Annotated in this window: 12 protein-coding genes; 5 read left to right on the forward strand and 7 right to left on the reverse strand. The window is 65.5% G+C overall.

The window, feature by feature from the left end:
- The coding region (locus AXW67_RS12930; protein ID WP_245315530.1) for an outer membrane beta-barrel protein at nucleotides 1–1291 on the forward strand (1291 nt) is incomplete at its 5' end.
- A 138-nt stretch (nucleotides 1292–1429) separates the two neighbouring features.
- Here AXW67_RS12930 and AXW67_RS12935 read toward each other — a convergent pair.
- On the reverse strand, nucleotides 1430–2881 hold the full coding sequence (locus tag AXW67_RS12935; protein ID WP_063678193.1) for a glutamate synthase subunit beta: 1452 nt from the start codon (nucleotides 2879–2881) through the stop codon (nucleotides 1430–1432).
- A 154-nt stretch (nucleotides 2882–3035) separates the two neighbouring features.
- Nucleotides 3036–7769, reverse strand: a complete 4734-nt coding sequence (gene gltB, locus AXW67_RS12940; RefSeq protein WP_063678194.1) for a glutamate synthase large subunit — start codon at nucleotides 7767–7769, stop codon at nucleotides 3036–3038.
- Nucleotides 7770–8271: 502 nt separating this feature from the next.
- Between gltB and AXW67_RS12945 the strand changes: the two genes are divergently transcribed.
- Complete coding sequence (locus tag AXW67_RS12945; RefSeq protein WP_063678195.1) at nucleotides 8272–9039, forward strand: hypothetical protein; 768 nt, start codon at nucleotides 8272–8274, stop codon at nucleotides 9037–9039.
- A gap of 160 nt (nucleotides 9040–9199) precedes the next feature.
- On the opposite strand, the gene AXW67_RS12950 is transcribed toward AXW67_RS12945, so the two are convergent.
- Together AXW67_RS12950 and AXW67_RS12955 are read right to left on the reverse strand one after the other, a co-directional pair.
- Nucleotides 9200–9970, reverse strand: a complete 771-nt coding sequence (locus tag AXW67_RS12950) for an alpha/beta fold hydrolase (protein WP_063678237.1) — start codon at nucleotides 9968–9970, stop codon at nucleotides 9200–9202.
- Nucleotides 9971–10197: 227 nt separating this feature from the next.
- A complete protein-coding gene (locus tag AXW67_RS12955) occupies nucleotides 10198–10662 on the reverse strand; it encodes an Hsp20 family protein (RefSeq protein ID WP_063678196.1) in 465 nt (154 codons plus the stop codon).
- Between the two features lie 205 nt (nucleotides 10663–10867).
- On the opposite strand from AXW67_RS12955, the gene AXW67_RS12960 reads away from it, so the two are divergent.
- Nucleotides 10868–11815, forward strand: a complete 948-nt coding sequence (locus tag AXW67_RS12960; RefSeq protein ID WP_063678197.1) for an alpha/beta fold hydrolase — start codon at nucleotides 10868–10870, stop codon at nucleotides 11813–11815.
- A 198-nt stretch (nucleotides 11816–12013) separates the two neighbouring features.
- Here AXW67_RS12960 and AXW67_RS12965 read toward each other — a convergent pair whose 3' ends face one another.
- The gene (locus AXW67_RS12965) at nucleotides 12014–14797 is read right to left on the reverse strand and encodes a di-heme-cytochrome C peroxidase (protein ID WP_063678198.1); all 2784 of its coding nucleotides are present in this window, start codon (nucleotides 14795–14797) and stop codon (nucleotides 12014–12016) included.
- 175 nt (nucleotides 14798–14972) lie between these two features.
- Entirely contained in the window at nucleotides 14973–16769 is a 1797-nt protein-coding gene (locus AXW67_RS12970; RefSeq protein WP_063678199.1) for an adenylate/guanylate cyclase domain-containing protein, read from the reverse strand.
- 217 nt (nucleotides 16770–16986) lie between these two features.
- On the opposite strand from AXW67_RS12970, the gene AXW67_RS12975 reads away from it, so the two are divergent.
- A complete protein-coding gene (locus AXW67_RS12975; protein WP_063678200.1) occupies nucleotides 16987–17622 on the forward strand; it encodes a LysE family translocator in 636 nt (211 codons plus the stop codon).
- Nucleotides 17623–17627: 5 nt separating this feature from the next.
- Here AXW67_RS12975 and AXW67_RS12980 read toward each other — a convergent pair whose 3' ends face one another.
- A complete protein-coding gene (locus tag AXW67_RS12980) occupies nucleotides 17628–18380 on the reverse strand; it encodes a sulfite exporter TauE/SafE family protein (protein WP_063678238.1) in 753 nt (250 codons plus the stop codon).
- Nucleotides 18381–18480: 100 nt separating this feature from the next.
- On the opposite strand from AXW67_RS12980, the gene AXW67_RS12985 reads away from it, so the two are divergent.
- Nucleotides 18481–19371: a LysR substrate-binding domain-containing protein gene (locus AXW67_RS12985; protein WP_063678201.1), complete on the forward strand. Its 891-nt coding sequence runs from the start codon at nucleotides 18481–18483 to the stop codon at nucleotides 19369–19371.
- Nucleotides 19372–19552: the final 181 nt, after the last annotated feature.

Below are 19552 nucleotides of genomic sequence, written 5' to 3' on the forward strand. Positions count from 1 at the left end.
CGGCCCGCCGCGCATCGCGCCGCCGCCATCCGAGACTGCGCACAAGACGCCGACACCGCCGGCGATGGCCGGCGCCGTGCCCGGTCAGCCCCTGCGCCGCCGCCTCAAGGCCGATGACGATCCGTTCGGCGCCGTCGGCGACTATGCCGGCAGCTTCCTGATCAAGGGCGGGCTCGAACTCTCCGCCGGCTACGACACCAATCCGGCCCGTCTCAGCAAGCCGGTCGGCTCGCCGGTCTACGTGGTCGCGCCCGATCTTCTGGTGGTGTCCGACTGGGAGCGCCACGCGCTGGTCGCGGATCTGCGCGGCTCGTTCTCGGGCTATGGCAACCAGATGCCGGCGACGATCGACGGTTTTGCCTCGCCATCGCCGGTCGACATCGACCGCCCTGATTTCACCGGCCATGTCGACGGCCGCGTCGATGTCGACCGCGACTTCAAGCTGGCCTCGCAACTGCGCCTGCGGGTCGCCACCGACAATCCCGGCAGCCCGAACGTGCAGGCCGGCCTGCAGAGATACCCGATCTATGCCTCCTATGGCGGCACCTTCGGCTTTGACCAGACCTTCAACCGCTTCGAGGTCGCGGCCGGCGCCACCATCGACCGCACGGCCTATACCAACTCCAAGCTCACCGACGGCACGATTTCGAGCAACGACGATCGCGACTTCAACCAGTACGGCGGTGTGGGACGTTTCTCCTACGATCTCAAGCCGGGCCTGAAGCCGTTCGTCGAGATCGAGGGCGACAGCCGCGTGCACGACCAGCCCGCCGACCGCAACGGCTACTTCCGCGATTCATCGGGCGGCTATGCCAAGGTCGGCTCGACCTTCGAGTTCACGCGCATCCTCACCGGCGAGATCTCGGTCGGCTATACCGCGCGCAACTATGTCGACCCGCGCCTCAGCCAGCTCGCGGGCTTTTTGACCGCGGGCTCGCTGATCTGGAACGCGAGCGGCCTGACCACGGTGAAATTCTTCACCGACACGCAGATCGCCGAGTCCACGGTCCCCGGCTCCTCCGGCGTGCTGGTGCACACCTATGCCGCCGAAGTCGATCACGACTTCCGCCGCTGGCTCACCGCGGTCGGCAAGTTCACCTTCGGCACGTACGACTACCAGAACCAGAACCGCAACGACAAAACCTACTCGCTCGAAGGCAATCTGATCTACAAGCTCAACCGCAACGTCTGGATCAAGGGCACGCTGCGCCACGACATCCTGGATTCGAACCAGCCGGGCTCGAGCTCGCAGGGCACGGTGGTGATGCTGGGCGTGAGGCTGCAGAATTAGTTCCGCTGTCATGCCCCGCGAAGGGGGGCATCCAGTACGCCGCAGCTTCTCCGGATACGTCACTGCCTCTGGAATACTGGATCGCCCGCTTTCGCGGGCGATGACAGCTTCATTCAAATCTGGCAGCGAAGCGAGCAGCTACCGCGGCAGATCCGTCTTCCCCATCAGGAACGTGTCGATCGAGCGCGCGCAGAGGCGGCCTTCGCGGATGGCCCAGACGACGAGCGACTGGCCGCGGCGCATGTCGCCGGCGGAGAAGACGTTCGGGCGCGAGGTCTGGTAGTCGAGTGTGTTGGCCTTGACGTTGCCGCGCGGGTCGAGCTCGACCGAGAGCAGCTTGAGCAGGCCCTCGTGCACGGGATGGACGAAGCCCATCGCGAGCAGGATGAGCTCGGCATCGAGCTCGAACTCGGTGCCGGGAAGCGGCTTGAACTTGTCGTCGACGCGGACGCAGTGCAGCTTCTTGACCTTGCCGTTCTCGCCGGAAAACTTCTGCGTCAGCACGGCGAATTCGCGGACCGCGCCTTCGGCCTGGCTGGAGGAGGTGCGCATCTTCAGCGGCCAGTTCGGCCAGGTCAGGCCCTTGTTCTCGCGCTCGGGCGGGGCGGGCATGATTTCGAGCTGGGTCACGGAGAGCGCGCCCTGGCGCAGCGAAGTGCCGATGCAGTCGCTGCCGGTGTCGCCGCCGCCGATGACGACGACATGCTTGCCGCCGGCGAGGATCTCGGTGACGTCGCCCTGCGGCTCGTTCGAGATGCGGCGATTCTGCTGCGGCAGGAAGTCCATCGCATAGTGGATGCCGTCGAGCTCGCGGCCGGGAATCGGCAAGTCGCGCGGGGCTTCCGCACCGCCGGTCAGCGCGATCGCGTCATACTGGTTGAGCATCTCGCGCGGGTCGACGTTGCCGTCGGCGCCGACATGGCTGTCGTAGTGGAAGGTGACGCCTTCGCCTTCCATCTGCTTGACGCGGCGGTCGATGATGCCCTTCTCCATCTTGAAGTCGGGAATGCCATAGCGCAGGAGGCCGCCGGCCTTGGCGTACTTCTCGTAGACATGGACGTCGTGGCCGGCGCGCGCGAGCTGCTGCGCGCAAGCCATGCCGGCCGGGCCTGAGCCGATCACTGCGACCTTCTTGCCGGTCTTCTCGGTCGCGACCTCCGGCTGCAGCCAGCCATTGTCCCAGGCGCGATCGACGATCGCGCATTCGATGGTCTTGATGGTGACGGGATTGTCGTCGATGTTGAGCGTGCAGGACGCCTCGCACGGGGCCGGGCAGATGCGGCCCGTGAACTCCGGGAAGTTGTTGGTCGAGTGCAGGTTGCGCGAGGCCTCTTCCCAGTTGCCCTGATAGACGAGGTCGTTGAAGTCGGGGATCTGGTTGTTGACCGGGCAGCCGGGCGTGCCGGGCGCGACCGAGCCGGTGCCGTGACAGTAGGGAATGCCGCAGTTCATGCAGCGCGCGGCCTGGTCGCGCGTTTCCTTTTCAGTCAGCGGAACGACGAACTCGCCAAAATGCTTCAAGCGCTCGGTGACCGGGGTGTACTTGCGGTCATGCCGTTCGATTTCGAGAAAACCCGTGATCTTGCCCATTAAACCCGAAGTCCCTGCCGCTTAGTCGTTTGTTCTTTCGCCCCTCATCCTGAGGAGCGGCGCACTTCGCGCCGCGTCTCGAAGGATTGAGGCCCGGATGGTGATCTCATGGTTCGAGACGGCGCTTCGCGCCTCCTCACCATGAGGCTTTTTGTTACGCCCCGATCGCGATTTTCGGCTCGGCGTCCGCGTTGGCGGCCATTTCGCGCAGCGCGCGCCGGTACTCGACCGGCATCACCTTGCGGAATTTCGGCAGCCATTCCTTCCAATTGGCAAGGATGTCGGCGGCGCGCTTGGAGCCGGTCGCTTTCGCATGGCGCGTGATCAGGACGTGCAGCCGCTCGACGTCGGAGGCGAGCAGGTTGGCGAACACGTCGACCCGGCCATGGGCCTCGAGGTCACCGGCGTGATTGTAGGTGCCGGCGTTGATCAGCTCTTCCGACAGCACCGGCTCGAGCTCGACCATGCTGAGGTTGCAGAGCTTGTCGAAGTCGCCGGTCTCGTCGAGCACATAGGCGATGCCGCCGGACATGCCGGCCGCGAAGTTGCGCCCGGTCTTGCCGAGCACGACCACGATGCCGCCGGTCATGTATTCGCAGCAATGATCGCCCGCGCCCTCGACCACCGCGACGGCACCCGAATTGCGCACGGCAAAACGTTCGCCGGCGATGCCGCGGAAGTAGCACTCGCCCGCGATCGCACCGTACATCACGGTGTTGCCGACGATGATGCTCTCTTCCGGCACGATGCCGCCATTGCGCGGCGGCTTGACGATGATCTTGCCGCCGGAAAGGCCCTTGCCGACATAGTCGTTGCCTTCACCTTCGAGCTCGAAGGTGACGCCGTGGGCGAGCCAGGCGCCGAAGGCCTGGCCGGCGGTGCCCTGGAGGCTGACATGGATGGTGTCCTGCGGCAGGCCGGCATGGCCGTAGATCTTGGCCACGGCGCCCGACAGCATCGCGCCGGCGGAACGGTCGGTGTTGTTGATCTCGGCTTCGATCTTCACATGTGCGCCGCGATCGAGCGCGGGCGTCGCCTTCTCGATCAGCTTGCGGTCGAGCACGGCCTCCAGGTGATGGTTCTGGAGCTCCGAGTGGTAGATCTTCTGGCCCTTCTCTTCCTTCTGCTTCACGAACAGCTTCGAGAAGTCGAGGCCCTTGGCCTTCCAGTGCGCGACCAGCTTGGTCTGGTCGAGCATCTGCACCTGGCCGATCATCTCGTTGAAGGTGCGGAAGCCGAGGCTCGCCATGATCTCGCGGACTTCCTCGGCGACGAAGAAGAAGTAGTTGATGACGTGCTCGGGCTGGCCGGTGAAGCGCTTGCGCAGGACCGGGTCCTGCGTCGCGACGCCGACCGGGCAGGTGTTGAGATGGCACTTGCGCATCATGATGCAGCCGGCCGCGATCAGCGGCGCGGTGGCGAAGCCGAACTCGTCGGCGCCCAGCAGCGCGCCGATCACGACGTCACGGCCGGTGCGGAAGCCGCCGTCGACCTGGACCGCGATGCGGCTGCGCAGCCGTTCGCGCACCAGCGTCTGGTGGGTTTCGGCAAGGCCAATTTCCCACGGCGAGCCGGCATGCTTGATCGAGGTCAGCGGCGAAGCACCGGTGCCGCCCTCGAAGCCCGCGATGGTGACGTGGTCGGCGCGCGCCTTGGCGACACCGGCCGCGACCGTGCCGACGCCGATCTCGGAGACGAGCTTCACCGAGACGTCACCGGTCGGGTTGACGTTCTTGAGGTCGTAGATGAGCTGCGCCAGATCCTCGATCGAATAGATGTCGTGGTGCGGCGGCGGCGAGATCAGGCCGACGCCCGGCGTCGAGTGCCGGACCTTGGCGATGGTCGCGTCGACCTTATGGCCGGGGAGCTGGCCGCCCTCGCCGGGCTTGGCGCCCTGCGCCATCTTGATCTGCATCATGTCGGAGTTGACGAGATACTCCGTGGTCACGCCGAAGCGGCCCGAGGCGACCTGCTTGATCGCCGAGCGCATGGAATCGCCGTTCGGCATCGGCTTGAAGCGGTCGGCTTCCTCGCCGCCTTCGCCGGTGTTCGACTTGCCGCCGATCCGGTTCATGGCGATCGCGAGCGTGGTGTGCGCCTCGCGCGAGATCGAGCCGAAGCTCATCGCGCCGGTGGCGAAGCGCTTGACGATGTCCTTGGCCGGCTCGACCTGGTCGAGGGGGACGGGCTTGCGCTTCTCTTCCTCGGCGCTCTTGATCCGGAACAGGCCGCGCAACGTCAAAAGACGCTCGGACTGCTCGTTCAGGATCTTGGCGAAGGCGCGGTAGCGCTCCTGCGAGTTGCCGCGCGCGGCGTGCTGGAGCAGCGACACCGACTCGGCGGTCCAGGCATGGTCCTCGCCGCGGGTGCGGTAGGCATATTCACCACCGACGTCGAGCGCGGTTTTGTAGACCTGCGCCTCGCCGAACGCGTCGGCATGGCGACGCACGGCTTCTTCCGCGATCTCGCCGAGGCCGACGCCCTCGACGCGGGTGTGCGTGCCGGCAAAGAACTTCGAGACGAAATCGGCCTTGAGGCCGACCGCGTCGAAGATCTGCGCGCCGCAATAGGACTGGTAGGTCGAGATGCCCATCTTGGACATCACCTTGAGCAGGCCCTTGCCGATCGACTTGATGTAGCGCTTGACGATCTCGTAGTCGTCGAGCGAGCCGGGCAGGCGATCCTTCATCGCGATGATGGTCTCGAACGCGAGGTAGGGATTGATCGCTTCCGCACCATAGCCGGCAAGGCAGGCGAAGTGATGCACTTCGCGCGGCTCGCCGGATTCGACGACGATGCCGACCGAGGTGCGCAGGCCCGTGCGGATCAGATGATGGTGTACGGCGGCGCAGGCGAGCAGCGAGGGGATCGGCACGCGGTCGGTGCCGACCATGCGGTCGGACAGGATGATGATGTTGACGCCCTCGCGCACCGCCGATTCGGCGCGCGCGCAGAGCTCATCCAGCACCTGATCCATGCCCGCGGCGCCGAGGCCGGCGTGGAACGTGGTGTCGAGCGTGCGTGACTTGAAGTGGGAATCGCCGAGATCGGCGATCGAGCGGATCTTCTCCAGATCCGCATCGGTCAGGATCGGCTGGCGCACCTCGAGGCGCTTGGTGGTGGCGAGGCCCTGGAGGTCGAACAGGTTCGGCCGTGGTCCGATGATCGAGACGAGGCTCATCACCAGCTCCTCGCGGATCGGATCGATCGGCGGGTTGGTGACCTGCGCAAAGTTCTGCTTGAAATAGGTGAACAGCGGCTTGGGCCTGTCCGACAGCGCCGAGACCGGCGTGTCGTTGCCCATCGAGCCCGTCGCTTCCTCGCCGGTGGAGGCCATCGGCGTCATCAGGATGGCGATGTCCTCCTGGCTGTAGCCGAACGCCTGCTGGCGATCGAGCAGCGACAGGTTGGAGCGCACGCCGGTGGTCGGCGCCTTCGGCAGCTCCTCCAGCACGATCTGCGTGCGGCCCAGCCACTCCTTGTACGGATGGCTCTTGGCGAGCTCGGCCTTGATCTCGTCGTCGGGGATCAGGCGGCCCTGCTCGAGGTCGACCAGCAGCATCTTGCCGGGCTGCAGGCGCCACTTGGTGATGATCTGGTCCTCGGGGATCTTGAGCACGCCCATTTCGGACGCCATCACGATGCGGTCGTCCTTGGTGACGAGATAGCGCGCCGGCCGCAATCCGTTGCGGTCGAGCGTGGCGCCGATCTGGCGGCCATCGGTGAAGGCGATCGCGGCGGGGCCGTCCCACGGCTCCATCAGCGCGGCGTGATATTCGTAGAAGGCGCGGCGCTTCTCATCCATCAAGGGATTGCCGGCCCACGCTTCCGGAATCATCATCATGACGGCGTGCGGCAGCGAGTAGCCGCCCTGCACCAGGAATTCGAGCGCGTTGTCGAAGCAGGCGGTGTCGGACTGGCCCTCATAGGAGATCGGCCAGAGCCGGCTGATGTCCTTGCCATAGAGCTCGGAGCTCACCGAGGCCTGGCGCGCCGCCATCCAGTTGACGTTGCCGCGCAGCGTGTTGATCTCGCCGTTATGCGCGATCATGCGATAGGGATGCGCCAGCGACCAGGTCGGGAAGGTGTTGGTCGAGAAGCGCTGATGCACCAGCGCCAGCGCGCTCTCGAAGTCCTTCTCGTGCAGGTCGGCATAGTACTTGCCGAGCTGGTCGGCGAGGAACATGCCCTTGTAGATCACGGTGCGGCAGGACATCGAGCAGGGATAGTAGCCCGCGAGGCCGCGGTCGCGGCGCTGATAGATCGCCTGCGAGATCGACTTGCGCAGGATGTAGAGCTTCCGCTCGAACTCGTCCTCGGTCTTGACGGTGCCGTTGCGGCCGATGAATACCTGCATGCAGGCGGGCTCGGTCGGCTTCACGGTGACGCCGAGCGAGGAATTGTCGGTCGGCACGTCGCGCCAGCCGAGCAGCGTCAGGCCTTCGGCCTTGATCTGGTCGGCGATGATGCTCTTGATGACGTTGCGCCAGGCGGTGTCGCGCGGCATGAACAGCGCGCCGATGGCGTATTCGCCGGGCGCGGGCAGCGCGAAGCCGAGCTCCTTGGCCTTGCGGGCGAAGAAGGCGTGCGGGATCTGCACCAAAATGCCGGCGCCGTCGCCGAAGCGCGGATCGGCGCCGACCGCGCCGCGATGCTCGAGGTTGCAGAGGATGCTCAGCGCGTCCGAGACGATCTCGTGCGACTTCTTGCCCTTGATGTTGGCGATGAAGCCGACGCCGCAGGAATCTTTTTCCAGGCTCGGGTCGTAGAGGCCTTCGGCGGCCGGACGGAAAGTGTGCGGCTCGATCGGGTCGGTCGTTTTCGAGGCGACCGTCGCCGACAGCTCTTCTGCCACGATGTTTGCGCGCTCGAATTGCGACCCGTTCATTGCCTCGTCCTCTCCATGCGGCAAGCTGCCTCACCGCCATCTTCGGCGCACCTTCGGCGTCCCGCGGCACCCGCTTCTGGGCCACCGCTCGTCCGTTGCGAGCCGCATTTTCTTAAATTCAGGCCTAGGCGTTCTTCGTCCCCGAGAACGGCTTTGCCCGCGACCTTCTTGGCGCTCGAGAGCGCCAAGTTTCGCTGCAATCCCTATGCCGGAATCGCAAGCAAAATTAAGACAGTCTTCCTGTCCTAACCATCACCTTGCCAAATTTTTGTCTAGCACACAAGCGCGCGAAAGTCCCGATTCCCAGAGTGTCAATCAGCGCTTTCCGCATGGCGCGCCGCCCCGGATTTGAAGCAAACGCGCCCCGATCCGGCCCTAGGCGCGTCGAAGCGGCGCCGGAATCCCGCAGGAAGCTTCGGATCAACCCTTGGAAAGGTACGCCACGCCACCAGAAGCGAAAGAGCGCGAGCCGTCCGGAGGGCCTGACAGGAGCGTTTCGACCATGAAGTTTTTCACAGGATGTGTGGCCGCCGCCGCGCTGGCGCTGGCTGCAACGGCTGCTGAGGCGCAGATGCTTGCGAACGGGACTGTGCGGGGTGGCTATGTCGCGGTCTCGGATTTCGACGGTCCCTACGGTCCGCCGGATGTTCCACCACCACCGCGATACCGCTACGGCTATGACGACGAGCGCGGCCCGGCGCCCGCATTTTTGCCGCCGACCGAGGTCTACGCCGTGCTCCGCGACAACGGCTTCTCGCCGCTGGGCATCCCGCGCCTGCGCGGCAGCGTCTATACCATCGCCGTGATCGACCGCCGGGGTGACGACGGCCGGCTCGTGATCGACGCGCGGGATGGCCGAATCCTGCGCTTCATGCCCGCCTATGACGCCTTCGGCATGGCGCCGCCGGCCTATGATGAGGGCGCGATCGCGCCTTACGGTCCGCATAGTGCGCTGCCGCCGCCGACCGTTGTCCGCGGCGGCCCGCCGCGGCCGCCGGCCCCGATCCCGCATGTGGCGAGCCGCACCGTGCCGCTGCCGAAGGCCGCCCCGCGGCATGGTGAGACGCCGGTCGCCGCCGCCAAGCCGGTTTCGCCTGCGCCGGCGCCGCAACAGGCGCCACAGGCTCAACCCGCGCAGCAGGCCGCCGCCGTGCAGCCCAAGCCTGCCGAGACCACCCCTCAGGCGGCCACGCCAACCGTCGGCCAGTCCAAGCCCGCACCGACCATCCTGCCGACCCAGGACATGCCGGCCGCACAGGGGCTGGATTAGGGCGCGTCGCTCGTTTGACGCAGCGGCGCTCGCCACACCCACGGTGTCGTCCCGGCCTTCGCCGGGACGACGTTGGGGAGAGACGCGGGCAAAACAAATGGCGCCCGAAAACCTCGAGCGCCATTTGCATCAGAGCGATTTGCTTGCGAGCAATCGCCGCTCAACTATGCCCATACCCCGCCGCATCCAGGATCAAATTCGCAACCTCCTTTGGATGCGACACCAGCGAGAGGTGGCCGGCATCGAGCTCGATCGTGGTCGCGTTCATGCGCTTGGCGAGGAAACGCTCGAAATCGGGATTGATGGTGTAATCGCTCTTCGACACCGCGTACCAGCTCGGCTTCGTGTGCCACGCAGCCTCGGTGGTGCGGCCGGCGAAGATCGAGGCGGCCGTCGGCCATTGCACGGCGTAGAGCTCCTTGGCGCGCTCCGGTGCGACGCCGTTGGCGAAATATTTCAGGAACGCATCCTCGGAGAGCTTCGTGAAGCCGTCGCGCTCGACGATGCCGGCACGCGCAGGCCCTGTCGGGAATTGCTTCGACAGCGCGACGAAATCCTCGTTGGCGTCGGGCGCGCGCGCCGCGACATAGACGAGCCCTGTGACCTTCGGATCGGTGCCGACCTGGCTGATCACGGTGCCGCCCCAGGAATGCGCGACCAGCACGGTCGGACCATCCTGCTCCGCCAGCGCACGCTTGGTCGCCTCGACGGATTCGGCGAGCGAGCCCAGCGGATTCTGCACGGCGATGACATGCAGGCCCGCAGCCTGAAGGATCGGGATCACCTCGGACCAGCTCGAGCCGTCCGCCCAGGCGCCATGCACCAGCACGACGTTCTTCGCCTTCACCGTTTGCGGGGTCTGTGCGTTGGCAAGGCCAAGGGGAGCCGCCAACAGGCTCGCGGCGACGAAAAGGCTGCGCCAGAGGGTCACGATCATTCTCCGTCCTGGTTTGGGTTCGATGCTGGAAGGACGGAGCATGAGGCCGCGCTGTTACGCTCTTCACCGCTCTGTGATGCGGTGCAAAAAACATCCGGTATCGTCCTGGCTTTCGCCAGGACGACGTTGGGATAGGTTAGCGCAAGTAGAAACGCGCAAACAAAAACGCCCCGGGGCACCGGGGCGTTTTCGCAACTTGGACGTCGAATGGTGCGGGCGCGTCAGGCGGCGGCCTTCGAGCCCTCGATCACCTGCGCGGTTTGCGCGGAGGTGTTGATCGCAATCTGGCGCGGCTTCTTGGCCTCGGGAATCTCGCGCACGAGGTCGACGTGAAGCAGGCCGTTCTCGAGCGAGGCATCCTTCACCTGCACGAAGTCGGCAAGCTGGAAGGCGCGCTCGAAGGCGCGGGCGGCGATGCCGCGGTAGAGCACTTCGTTCTTGCTGTTCTCGTTCGCGACTTTCTCGCCCTTGATCGTCAGCGTGTTTTCTTTCGCGACGATGGAGAGCTCATCCTTGGAGAAGCCGGAGACCGCAACGGTGATGCGGTAGGCGTTCTCGCCGGTGCGCTCGATGTTGTAAGGGGGATAGCCGGGGCTGCCGTCGGAGCCCGCCTGGTCGAGCAGGTTGAAGAGACGGTCGAAGCCGACGGTGGAACGATAGAAGGGGGTGAGGTCGTAGGTGCGCATGGTTAGTCCTCCATTGAGCGACTGATCTGGTAACCCGCCCGCCAATCGGGCCGGGCTTAGTCTGTGTGCAGCCTGATGCTTCGGTTCCGAAGCACTGGTAGCGGCCTGCACGAAGATGATATGGGTGGGTCGAAACAGCGTTCAAGAGGGCGGCATCGGCGCCTCTTCGGCGCCTCCGCCCCTTGATTTTCAGCCCTTCCCACACATGACGCTGGTCTCGATCCCCGCCAATCCAGTTCCCGAAAACGTCGTCAGCGGCACCATCAAGACGCCCGACGGCGCCGAGCTTCGCTTCGCGCGCTGGGCGCCTCCGGCGGGCCGCAAGGGCACCGTCTGCGTCTTCACCGGGCGCGGGGAGCAGATCGAAAAATATTTCGAGACGGTGCGCGACCTGCGTGACCGCGGCTTTGCGGTGGCGATGATCGACTGGCGCGGGCAGGGCCATTCCTCGCGCCGGCTGCGCGATCCGCGCAAGGGCTATGTGCGCGCCTTCTCCGACTTCGAGGTCGACGTCGAGACCTTCGTGCAGCAGGTGGTGTTGCCGGATTGTCCGCCGCCGTTCTTCGCGCTCGCCCATTCCATGGGAGGCGCGGTGATGCTGCGCGTGGCGCATGCGGGCAAGCGCTGGTTCGACCGGATGGTGCTGTCGGCGCCGATGATCGATCTGCCCGGCCGCTCCACTTCGTTCCCGGCGCGGGCGCTGCTCAGGACGATGCGCCTGATGGGGCAGGGTGGCCACTACGTGCCAGGCGGCAGCGACCACCTGACCGGGCTCGCTCCCTTCATCAACAACCCCCTCACCAGCGATCCCGTGCGCTATGCCCGCAACGCCGCAATCCTCGAGGAGGATCCGACGCTCGGGCTGGCATCGCCCACGGTCGCCTGGGCCGACACCGCGTTCCGCGCGATGCAGACCTTCAAGCGCATGAACTACCCGTCCGAGATCCGGCAGCCGATCCTGATGCTGGCGGCCTCCAACGACACCGTGGTCTCGACCGCCGCAATCGAGGAGTTCGCCTATCACCTGCGCGCCGGCTCCCATCTCGTGATCGCAGGGTCCAAGCACGAGATCCTGCAGGAGCAGGACCGCTACCGCACGCAATTCTGGGCGGCCTTCGACGCCTTCGTGCCGGGCACGCCGCTGTTCAAGTGAAATGCGGCCGCGTCGGCGGTGCGCTCCCTCGCCCGCTTGCGGGGAAAGGGTCGGGGTGAGGGGGAGCCTCCGCGAGGACGGTGAGAGTTGGACACGTGGAGAGTCCCCCTCACCCGGAATCCGCGCTGCGCGCGAATTCCGACCTCTCCCCGCAAGCGGGGCGAGGTAAGAGGCGCCTCAAGCCGAACGCATCCGGCGCTACAGCGTCTTCAGATACTCGATCAGGTCGTAGCGCTCGTTTTCCTCGAGCGTGCGCCCGATCACGCCCGGCTTGCCCGGACCCGGGGTGCCTTCGAACGAGTGGCCGCGATTGCTGTTGCCGTTGATCTCGGTGCCGTCGGGCCAGGTCGTCGAGAACTGCGTCTCTCCGGTCTTGCAGCTCTCGCCCTCGACCACGGCGAAGCCGACCTGCTTCGGATCGTAATCGCGATTGCCCATGCAGAACGCCTTCGGGCGCTCGGCCGCCGGCCGCAGCATCCAGTAGAGCGAGGGCACCGAGCCGTTGTGGAGATAAGGTGCGGTGGCCCACACCCCGTTCAGCGGACGCGCGCGGTACCAGGGGCGCGGCTCCTTGGGATCCGGTGGTTGCGGTCCGGGATTGGGGCAGTTGGCGCGCGCGCCCCACCACGCCTTCTGCGCGTCCGGCGGGAGATCCGCATCATCCATCGACTTCCGCGCCACGACATCGACGAGGGCCATCAGTCCGAGCGCGTAGGACATTTCGGTCGACGACGTCTCCGGCAGGTTCTTGCATTTCCACTGCTCGCCGAGGATGCGTGTCGGCTGCAGGTCGAGGAAGCCCGGCACTGAGAGCGTCCGTTTCTCCAGAACGTAGGCCTGTGCGGAATCCGTCCCCATGCCGGCGACGCTCTTCTGCACGGGATTCAGCACCATCTCCTCCCCGATGCGCTCCCAGCGCGGCGAGGACCAGACGCTCTCCTCGGGAAATTCCCTGTCGAACTCGGGATCGTTGACGGGGCCGAGGTGGCACTCGACGCAGATCTTCGCATAGAGCTTGCGGCCGTTCCTGACGCGCTCGGGATCGATCTTCCAGGCCTCGCCAAGGATCTGCGAGGGCCATTTCGGCGAGGTCAGTCCGCCGAGCTTCTTCTGTGCGTAGGGTTCCGGGCCTGCGAGCAGGCTCTCGATCCAGTGCAGGTTGGTGACCTCGACTGATGAGCGATAGAGCCTGTCCTTGGGATAGGCATCGGACAGGTTGAGCAGCGCGGTCACGCCCAAGGCCTCACCGGCATTGCGGACCAGCGGCTGCTCGATCGAGGCATCGTACTGCGCATATTTGAGCCACGGCACGGTCCAGATCGGCGGGAAGCTGACCGGCGCATCCTGCGCATGCAGGTTCTTCTCGAATCCCGCGACGCCGCTGAACGCGAAGTCCTGGGCAAATACCTGATTGCCGATGCGGTTGAGCGCATCCAGGCGGCCGAATCCTTCCTCGGTGTCCTTCTGCTGCTTGCCGTCCCAGGTCTTCTTGCCGGCGATCGTCTTGTCGTAATTGTTCTGCCAGTCGAGCAGAAATTTGCCGATCGCGCCGAGCTTCTGCTTGAGCGCGTCGCGGTCCGCGTCGCTCGCCTCGTGGCCGAGCACGCGATCGGCAAAGCGTTTGAAGCGGAAGGGGACATACAGCGTGTAGGCGATCGACAGACCAGTCGAGAGCTCGAGCTTCTTCAGATCGGTCATAGCCGGACCGCCGTCGAAGCGTATGTCCACGCCCTTGTAACGAATGTGCCCGGTGTGACACGCGGCGCAGGTGAGCCCGATCTTGTCTTCCTCCCGGCGGCCGGTCGCGGGATCGACGGTCCCCGTCATCCGCGCGAAGCCGACCGGAAGGCCGTCGACATTCTCGGCTTGCGTCCAATCGCTCGACAGGCTCGGCGGCTTCGTTGTCTCGTAGACATTGGCATAGCCGAAGTGACGCAACGTCGTGGCATCGGTGTTGATCGACTGCGGGCTCGGGATGAAACCGAAGCGCTCGAGATAGGCGCCGTCGGTCATCATGCCGGGCCGCGAGAACAGGCTGAGGCGGGGCTGCTCCAGCGCCATGAACCAGCCGTAGGGCACCGGGAACGTCGCGGTGCCCTGGCTGGTGTGGTGAAACCAGTGCCGGTCCTCGAGCGACCAGTTCTGCTCGAGCCAGTAGGCGGCCGTCGTCTCACGGAGCTCCGGCAAGGGAGGCGGGATCACTTGCGCCGCCTTCTCGGGGAGGATTGCCCTGACCTGATCGGGAAATTCTGCAACGGCCACGAGGGTCGCAAGACCAAGGGCGATGAGCAGGGCCGCAAGCTTGGCTGCAGCCCGCAATGTGCGCTGGCAGGCCGACAGCACCGGCTGCGATGTCAGCCGCTGGTTGATGCGGTCGGGAAACTTGCGCTCGTTGAACAGCGTGCGCACGTCGGCCACGCTGAGATAGCGGTTCTCGCCCTCGCCCTTGCCCATGATCTTCAGCAGGATCGGCCATTCGAATTTCATCAGCAGCGGGTAGTACCAGCGCGCGGCGTTGCCGGCGCGCTTGAGGTTGTCGCGCATGAAGATCTCGATTTCCGATGCGTTGAGGCCAGGCTCGGTGCCGCCGTTCGGATCAGGATAATTCCGGCCGAAGCTGGCAAGCCGCGCGATCTCGTCTTCATTGACGCGTCCGTCGACGCCGAGGATGCGCGAGCCGGCGCCGCGCTTGTCCAGGGGGCCGCCGCGCAGCGCGTCGAGCTGGACGCCGGACCACATGCTCTTCAACAGGTGGCGTGCGCCGTTGGCGATGAGTGCGACGCCGCGGACCTCGATGCGGGCCAGCGTCTTCTTCGGCCCCTTCTCGCCGCTCGCATTTGCGATTGTCTGCGACAGTGTGCCGAGCGGGACCGTCCCACCATCGACGAAGCCCTCGCCGACGAGCCCGCGCAGAAACGGACAGGGATTGTTCGGCGAGACCTCGATCGAGGGATCGAAGGGTTTCGAGGCGGGATCATGCATGGCCCAAATTCCTGGAAACAGCGAATCGTGAAAACAGACGCGCCGATAAAGCGCGGAAAGTCCTAACAAACAGACAGCGAGACTATACTACTTCAGCGTGTAACGAAGTGTGGCTGAATTCTGCGCGCTGTCAATAAAAGCAGGCGTGAGATCGCGGTGAGACGGAGGCTTGCCCTCAGGATTCGGCGGCGCGTTTGACGTCGGTCTGCACGAGGGTCAGCTTGCTGAAGGGCACGCCCGCTTTCAGAAGGCCCTCGCGGTAATGGGCAATGTCCTCGGGCCGCTTCCAGTTGAAATTCCGCAGGTGCCGGTCGACGTTCAGGGTCGGGTAGTTACCGAGCAGAACCTTGGCCGCTTCAGCGGCTTCCGCGGTCCGTCCGAGCTGCGCCAGCGCGGCAGCGCGGATCGCGAGCGCCTGCATGTGATTGGGATTGATGTAGAGCTGTTCCCGCGCCCAGGACAGGGTCGCGTCGTATTGCCCCAGCAGATAATGGCTGAAGGCGTTCAGCGTCGCCCACTGATAGCGCGGGTCATTGTTGTCGCGCTGCGCCGCCATCGTGAACAGCTCGATCGCCTGCCGGTGCTCGCCGACGACGAAGTGGCAGATGCCGAGCACACCGCGCGCGCCCATGTCGTAGGGGTTGAGCGCGACCGCGCGCTTGGCGGCGTCCATCGCAGCCTCGTAATGCCCCTCCATGGCGTGCGCCCAGGACAGGATCGAAAACGCGAAGGAGGAGCGCGGATCGAGCCGCACGCTGGTCTCGGCGAGGTTCATCGCCTCGGCCCATAATTCGCGGGTGCCCTTGATCCAGCCGAACTGGATGCTCTGGATCTGGATGGTGGCGAGATAGGCGTGCGCGATCGACAGTTTTGGATCGAGCGTGACGGCCTCGTGGAACAGCGCGATGGCCGAGGTCAGGTCTTCCTTGGTCTGCCGGTAATAATGTGACAGTCCCTTGAGGAAGCGGTCCCAGGCGGTCACGTCGTTGGTCATGCGCGCGGGCGCGGAGGCCTCGGCCCGGACGATCTCGGTGGCGATGGCTGCGGACAAATTGGTCGTAATCTCGTCCTGCATCGCGAAGAGATCGCCGATGTCGCGGTCGTAGCGGCCGGTCCAGAGCTGCTCGCCGGTCTCCGGCGCGATCAATTCGGCGGTGACGCGGATCTTGCTGCCGGCGCGCCGCACCGAGCCCTGGATCAAATAGGTCGCATCGATCTCGCGCGCGATCAGACGGGTGCTCACGTTGTTGCCCTTGAAGGCGAAGGTCGAGTTGCGGCTCAGCACGCGATAGAACGATTGCAGCGACAGCGCGTGGATGAGGTCCTCGGTGAGGCCGTCGGAGAAATATTCGTCCTGGGCGTCGCTGAGATTGGCGAAGGGCAGGACGCCGACGATCGCGGTCCGGTACTGCTGCGACAGGACCGACGCTTCCTTGGCCTCGGGCACGAAGGCGGCCGCGCCTTCGGGCGTCCAGGTCCAGACGCCGACCGGATCCTTGATGTTCTTGAAACGATGATCGCCGGCGTCGACCAGGCGCAGGCTGAGATGCTTGCCGGCTTCCCTGTAGGCCTTGGCCGAGATCGCGAAGCCGCCGGGGTTCGCCACGGATTCGAGCCGGACGGCGATGTTGACGTCATCGCCGAACACCTCGTCCTCGTCGGCGATCACGTCGCCCATGTGGATGCCGAGGCGGAACTGCATGGCGCGGTCGGCGGGCAAATGATGGTTGCGCTCCGCCATCAGCGTCTGCAGCGCGATCGCGGCCTCGGTGGCGCCGACGATGCTGGCGAACTCCAGCAGGAAGCCGTCGCCGGTGTTCTTCACGACGCGGCCGCCGTGGTTGAGAATGATGGGGTGTATAGCGCTGCGATGGGCCTTGAAGACGGCATGGGTGCCGGCCTCGTCATGGCCCATCATGCGCGAATAGCCGGCGACGTCGGCGCAGACGATGGCGGCCAGGCGTCTTTCCATAACTTGCGGCTCCAAGGGATCGGGGACCGGCCACGGCGTGGCAGTCGCCTCGAATCCGGCATTTCAAGAACCTCGCCTTTATAGAGCAGAAGAGCCCGAGCGGAAGTATGAAACGCATTGCAAATTCGATACAAATCCCCCGCAATTCCGGCGGTGGACGCAGGCCGGCGAACCGACTAAGCCGGTTGCCTCATACCGTCCGGCTGAGACATTAGGCATGCTTGGCATCCACGAACTCTGGCTCTTCATCCTGTCGGGCGTGCTGCTCAACATCACGCCGGGACCGGATTCCGTCTATGTCATCGGCCGCAGCATGCAGATGGGGTGGCGGGGTGGTGCCGCGGCCGCTTTTGGCATCAGTTTTGGCTGCTTATTCCACGTTACGGGCGCGGCGATCGGGCTTTCGGCGCTGCTGATGGCCTCATCCACCGCGTTCGCGATCGTGAAGCTGGTCGGCGCGGCCTATCTCGTGCTGACGGGACTTCAGATGCTGTGGTCGCGGCCGGCGCTTACGGCGGCCGTCGCAGGCGAGCCCGTCCAGAAATCGCTGCGGCGAGTCTTCCTCCAGGGCGTCTTCACCAATGCGCTCAATCCCAAGGTGGCGCTGTTCTTCCTCGCCTTCCTGCCTCAATTCGTCGCAGTCGATTCGCCGCACAAGCCGGTCGCATTCCTGACGCTCGGCCTGATCTTCATCTGCACGGGCACACTGTGGTGCGTGTTCCTGGCGGCGTTCGCGGCCGGGGCCGCGCGCCGGTTGCGGCAATCCGAAGGCGTGATCGCCTGGATCAACCGGGCGATCGGCGGGCTCTTCGTCTATCTCGGCATCCGCGTCGCCATGCTGGAGACGCGGTAACTTCTTTACGCGAGTTCCTTGAGCAGCGCGCTGCCGGCCAGATAGAGGCCCAGCAGGATCATCGCGATCAGGAACCAGCGGCGAAATGCCTCGGCCGGCATCCGCGCCCGCACCGACTGGCCGATGAACATGCCGGCAAAGGCGCAGGCCATTGCGATGGCGCCGGGCACGGCGTTGGCCGGGGTGAGCAGGCCGCCCGCGGTGAGATTGAAGGCGAGCGCCAGCGTCGCGACCGTGAAGAACACGCCGAGCGCCTGCACGAGCTCGTCCTTCTCCATGCCGATCGCCTGCATGAACGGCATTGACGGGATCACCTGCACGCCGGTCGAGGCGGAGATGACGCCGGTGACGACGCCGACCACGCCGCCGACCCACTTCTCGTTCTTCGGCGCGACGCGGAAGTGGAATTTGTTCAGGCCGATCACCGCGTAGACGATGAGCAGGACGCCGAGCACGACCGTGCCGTAGCGCGCATAGGGGCCGGTGAGTGCGCCGGCATTGAGCCAGCATCCGATCACGGTGCCGACCATCAGCGGCCACAGCCGCTTGACGATGTCGCGCAAGTAGGGGCCGACGAATGTCTGCCAGATGTTGGTGATGATCGCGGGCACGATGACGATGGCGATCGCGCGGCCGGGCGCCATGCTCACCGCGAGCAGGCCCATCGAGACCGTCGGCAAGCCGAGCCCGACCACGCCCTTGACGAATCCGGCGATCAGGAACACCGCGGCGATGAGAATGAGGAGCGGATCGATCATGCCGCGGACATTGACCGAAGCCGCGCGCCGGCACAATCTGGAGGTTCCGGAGATAGCCTTCGCTCAGGGCGAAGGCTAATGGGGGCGGAGGAGACAGCCCGTGCGTTTCGATCTCGTCGATCTCCAGCTTTTCATCGCGGTTGCAGACCAGCGCAGCATCACCCGCGGCGCGGAGCGATCGCATCTGGCGCTGGCTTCGGCCAGCGCCAGGATCAAGGGACTCGAGGACGCGCTCGGCGTCGCTCTGCTCAAGCGCGGGCGCCGCGGCGTCGAGCTGACACCAGCCGGCGAGAGTCTGCTCGACCACGCCCGCCTCGTCATCCATCAGGTCGACGCCATGCGCGGCGATCTTGCGGGCTTTGCCAGTGGCGTGCGCGCAAGCGTGCATTTGCTCGCCAACACGTCGGGGCTGTCGGAGCACCTGCCCAAGGCGCTGGCCGGCTTCCTGCACGAGCACCGCGATGTCGCCGTCGACATCGAGGAGCGCGAGAGCACCGACATCGCGGCCGCAATCACCGCAGGCGCCGCCGATCTCGGCTTCGCCGCCGAGCACGCGCTGCCCGACCACATCGAACGCTTCGTCTTCAGCGAGGATCGTCTGACGTTGGTGACGTCGCGGCGCGGCCCGTTCGCCGGCCGCCGTCAGATCGACTTTCAGGAGGCGGGCGGCTGCGAATTCGTCGGGCTGACCAGCGCCACCGCGCTCCAGCTCCATATTTCAAAGCACGCCGCCCGGCTCGGCATGCGACCGCATTACCGCGCACGCCTGCGCGATTTCGACGCGATCTGCCAGATGGTCGCTGCCGACGTCGGCGTTGCGCTGGTGCCGGAATCCGCCGCTCGCCGTTGCTCAAAACTGATGCCGCTCGCCATGGTCCGCCTGCGCGATGCCTGGGCCAACCGGCGACTCGTCATCTGCGCGCGGAGTTTCCGCACACTGTCGCGGCCGGCGAAGATGCTGGTCGAGCATCTGAGAGCAGCGGCGGTGTAGCAGGTAAAGGGCGGTGCGTTCACCTCCTCCTCCAAGGGAGGGCAATCGCATATGAGAGAGAGTTTGGCAGGCAGCCTCCTTGCGGCTCGAGACGCCCGCTTTTGGCGGACCCGTCAGGATGAGGTCTTGTTTCGCGGCAAAATCTTAGACCCTCATGGTGAGGAGCGCCGCCTTACGGCGC

The sequence above is a fragment of the Bradyrhizobium neotropicale genome (assembly GCF_001641695.1).
GTDB classification, from domain to species: domain Bacteria; phylum Pseudomonadota; class Alphaproteobacteria; order Rhizobiales; family Xanthobacteraceae; genus Bradyrhizobium; species Bradyrhizobium neotropicale.